The sequence below is a fragment of the Streptomyces sp. NPDC056222 genome (assembly GCF_042264065.1).
Classification (GTDB): Bacteria; Actinomycetota; Actinomycetes; order Streptomycetales; family Streptomycetaceae; genus Streptomyces.
This window is the reverse complement of sequence record NZ_JBHJTL010000189.1, coordinates 1-3,890: the sequence shown is the minus strand read 5'-3', so window position 1 is coordinate 3,890 and position 3,890 is coordinate 1. Positions and strand designations below refer to the sequence as shown.

General features: G+C 73.0%; 5 protein-coding genes. 4 read left to right on the top strand and 1 reads right to left on the bottom strand.

All coding sequences use genetic code 11. The features are described 5' to 3' along the window. Window positions 1-98: 98 nt before the first annotated feature. Window positions 99-734, bottom strand: a complete 636-nt coding sequence (locus tag ACFC0D_RS38205; RefSeq protein WP_376446648.1) for a TIGR03085 family metal-binding protein — start codon at window positions 732-734, stop codon at window positions 99-101. Between the two features lie 83 nt (window positions 735-817). On the opposite strand from ACFC0D_RS38205, the gene hisI reads away from it, so the two are divergent. The 4 genes from hisI to ACFC0D_RS38185 all read left to right on the top strand — a co-directional run bounded on the left by hisI (window position 818) and on the right by ACFC0D_RS38185 (window position 3,746). After that, entirely contained in the window at window positions 818-1,168 is a 351-nt protein-coding gene (hisI, locus tag ACFC0D_RS38200) for a phosphoribosyl-AMP cyclohydrolase (RefSeq protein WP_376446645.1), read from the top strand. An 11-nt stretch (window positions 1,169-1,179) separates the two neighbouring features. Continuing rightward, entirely contained in the window at window positions 1,180-2,670 is a 1,491-nt protein-coding gene (locus ACFC0D_RS38195) for an anthranilate synthase component I (protein ID WP_376446642.1), read from the top strand. A 14-nt stretch (window positions 2,671-2,684) separates the two neighbouring features. Then, window positions 2,685-3,350 carry a TIGR02234 family membrane protein gene (locus ACFC0D_RS38190; protein WP_376446640.1) on the top strand — a complete coding sequence of 222 codons (666 nt, stop codon included), beginning with the start codon at window positions 2,685-2,687 and terminating at the stop codon, window positions 3,348-3,350. A 147-nt stretch (window positions 3,351-3,497) separates the two neighbouring features. Further along, entirely contained in the window at window positions 3,498-3,746 is a 249-nt protein-coding gene (locus tag ACFC0D_RS38185) for an HGxxPAAW family protein (protein WP_376446637.1), read from the top strand. Window positions 3,747-3,890 lie beyond the last annotated feature (144 nt).

The window sequence follows — 3,890 nt, the reverse complement described above, 5'->3', positions numbered from 1 at the left end:
AGCGTCTGTTGTGTATCCGAGACTGGGGCCCCGCCGCGCCTTGCCCCGGCGGCCCCCGGGGGTGTATGGCCGAACAGGCCGGCTCGGCAAGACACCCCCTAGATCCCCAGCTGCTTCGCCTCGTGCAGTCGGTCGATCGCGTCCTGCTCCCCGTCCAGCTCCACCTTCGCCACGTCCTGGCGGCCGAAGACGAACATCGTCAGCTCACCAGGCTCGCCGGAGACCGTCACCACCGGCGTGCCGCGGTGCGCCACCGCCGTCTGCCCGTTCGGGCGGCGCAGCACCAGCCCCACGGGGGCCTTCCGGCCGAGGAGCCGCGCGCCCTTCTCCAGACGGGACCAGAGCGCGTCCGAGAAGACCGGGTCCAGCTCGCGCGGCGACCAGTCCGGCTGGGCCCGCCGGACGTCCTCCGCGTGGACGTAGAACTCGACGACGTTCGCCCCCTCGTCCACCTGCTTGATGGTGAACGGCGACATTCGCGGGGGACCCGTACGGATGAGCTGGATCAGCTCCTCGTACGGCTTCTCCGCGAACTCGGCCTGCACCCGGTCCAGACGATCCTTCAGCGCCGGTACGAGCGTCCCGGCGGCCGCGTCCGGGCGGCGCTCGCGCACCACCACATGGGCCGCGAGGTCCCGGGTCCGCCAGCCCTCGCAGAGCGTCGCGGCATCGGGCCCGGCCGCCTCCAACAGATCGGCGAGCAACAGGCGTTCACGCTTGGCATGGGTCGACATGCTCGCCAGCGTACGACCGGCGCCGCCGGTCCGCCCAGTGGACGTCCGCCGGACACACCCGCCGGCCACGGCACAATGGCCGCATGAGCAGCAATCTCGACCCGGCCATCGCCGCCCGCCTCAAGCGCAGCCCGGACGGACTCGTCCCGGCCATCGCCCAGCAGTACGACACCGGCGAGGTGCTCATGCTCGGCTGGATGGACGACGAGGCCCTCCACCGCACCCTCAGCACCGGCCGCTGCACCTACTGGTCGCGCAGCCGCCAGGAGTACTGGGTCAAGGGTGACACCTCCGGCCACGTCCAGCACGTCAAGTCCGTCGCCCTCGACTGCGACGCCGACACCGTGCTCGTCAAGGTCGACCAGGTCGGCGCCGCCTGCCACACCGGCGCGCGCACCTGCTTCGACGCCGACGTGCTCCCGCTCTCCCAGTAAGGTCAGCCGCCATGGACCTCGAGACCTTCCGCAAGCTGGCGGCCGACCGCCGCGTGATCCCTGTCAGCCGCCGGCTCCTCGCGGACGGCGACACCCCGGTCGGGCTCTACCGCAAGCTCGCCGCCGAACGCCCCGGCACCTTCCTCCTCGAGTCCGCGGAGAACGGCCGCTCCTGGTCGCGCTACTCCTTCATCGGCGTCCGCAGCGACGCCACCCTCACCGTCCGGGGCGGCCAGGCGCACTGGCTCGGCACCCCGCCCGTCGGCGTCCCCACCGACGGCGACCCCCTGCAGGCCCTGCGCGCCACCGTCGAAGCCCTCCACACTCCCCGTGACCTGGCGTCCGGGATGCCGCCCTTCACCGGCGGCATGGTCGGCTACCTCGGGTACGACATCGTCCGCCGCCTCGAGCGCATCGGCGACTCCACCCGGGACGACCTGGAGCTCCCCGAGCTGACCATGCTGCTCACCAGCGACCTCGCCGTCCTGGACCACTGGGACGGCACGGTCCTGCTGATCGCCAACGCGATCAACCACAACGACCTGGAGACCGGCGTCGACGAGGCGTACGCCGACGCCGTCGCCCGGCTCGACACGATGGAGGCCGACCTGGCCCGCCCGGTGGCCAACCCGCCCGCCGCGCTGCCGGCCTCCGAGCTGCCGGAGTTCTCGGCCCTCTGGGGCGGTCCGGCCTACCAGGAGGCCGTCGAGGACATCAAGGAGCGGATCCGGGCCGGCGAGGCCTTCCAGGTGGTCCCCTCGCAGCGCTTCGAGACCCCGTGCCGTGCCTCCGCGCTCGACGTGTACCGGGTGCTGCGGGCCACCAACCCGTCGCCGTACATGTACCTCTTCCGTTTCGAGAACGGCTTCGACGTCGTGGGCTCGTCCCCCGAGGCGCTGGTCAAGGTCGAGGACGGGCACGCGATGCTCCACCCGATCGCCGGCACCCGGCACCGCGGCGCCACTCCGCAGGAGGACCACGACCTCGCGGAGGAGCTGCTCGCCGACCCCAAGGAGCGGGCCGAGCATCTGATGCTCGTCGACCTCGGCCGCAACGACCTCGGCCGGGTCTGCGAGCCGGGCTCGGTGGAGGTCGTCGACTTCATGTCGATCGAGCGGTACTCGCACGTCATGCACATCGTGTCGACCGTGACCGGGCGGGTCGCGCAGGGGAGGACCGCCTTCGACGTCCTCACCGCCTGCTTCCCGGCCGGCACGCTGTCGGGCGCGCCGAAGCCGCGCGCCATGCAGATCATCGAGGAGCTGGAACCGTCCCGGCGCGGACTGTACGGCGGGTGTGTCGGCTACCTCGACTTCGCCGGCGACTCCGACACCGCGATCGCCATCCGTACCGCGCTGCTCCGCGACGGCACCGCGTATGTGCAGGCCGGAGCCGGTGTCGTCGCCGACTCCGACCCGGTCGGCGAGGACAACGAGTGCCGCAACAAGGCGGCCGCCGTCCTCCGCGCCGTCCACACCGCCAACCGGATGAACGGCGCATGAGGGCGTAAGGGATAGTGGGGTACGTGAGTGCTGTTCCCGTACCCCAGCCCCGAGCCGCGCGCGCGGGCGCCGCGGCCGCCTCGTCCGGTGGCCGCCGCAGCCTGGCCGTGGCCCTTCTGCTCGGCGCCCTCGGTGCCACCGTCGTGCTGCTGTCCGCGGGCCAGATCTGGGCCGAGGGCACGGCGTCGGTGGGCGGCGGCACCGTGCCGGTCGAGGCCGACGGCGGCACCGTCACCGGTGTGCCGACCGCCCTCGCCATAGTCGGCCTGGCCGCGCTCGTCGCCGTCTTCGCCGTCCGCCGCGCCGGGCGCACCCTGGTCTCCGGCCTGCTCGCGCTCAGCGGCGCGGGCGCGGCGCTCGCCGCGTTCCTCGGCGCGTCCGACACCGACGCGCTGGACGCGGAGGCCGCGCGCATCACCGGCGACACGGCCGCCTCGGTGTCCGGCCTGACCCACACCGCCTGGCCGTACGTCGCCGCCGCCGGGGCGCTGCTCATCCTCGCCGCGGGCCTGCTCGCCCTGCGGTACGGGAAGAGCTGGCCGACGATGGGCGGACGCTACGAGCGCTCCGGCACGCCGCGCGCCGCGCGCAAGGCACCCGCGGCCGGAGTCGCGGCCGACCGGCCGGAGGACCTGTGGAAGGCCCTCGACCGCGGCGAGGACCCGACGCACGAGAGCTGATCGCGGAGGGGTGGCGCGACGCGTGATCGTCCGGCCACCCCCGATTCATCCCCGCGCCCCGGTGTGCGGGACAATGTGGCACGAGTGTCCTCGCACGCGAGACCTCACCCGAGCCACCACCGAGCAACAGCAAACGAGGAGCAACTCATGGCGGGCAGCGCCCACGGACACACCCCGGCCGCCTGGACCGGTGTCATCATCTCCTTCATCGGCTTCTGCATCGCCGGAGTCTTCATGGTGGCGGCCAACCAGGTCGGCTTCTGGGCCGGCATGGGGGTCGTCCTCCTCGGCGGTGTCATCGGCCTCGCCATGAAGGGCGCCGGCCTCGGTATGCCGAAGGAGTCGGAGGCCGTGGCCGCCGCCCGCGCCGCGGCCACCGCGAAGCTGCGCGCCTGAGGCGCGCGACGCCAGACACACGTGAAGGCGCAGCAACGGGATTGCGGGCTGCGCCTTAAACCGGCAGGTGCGACAAAAACCCCGGGCACCCCAAGCCCCCGACACCCCCCCTGACCCAAGAACCACCCACCCCCCCCCCCCAGG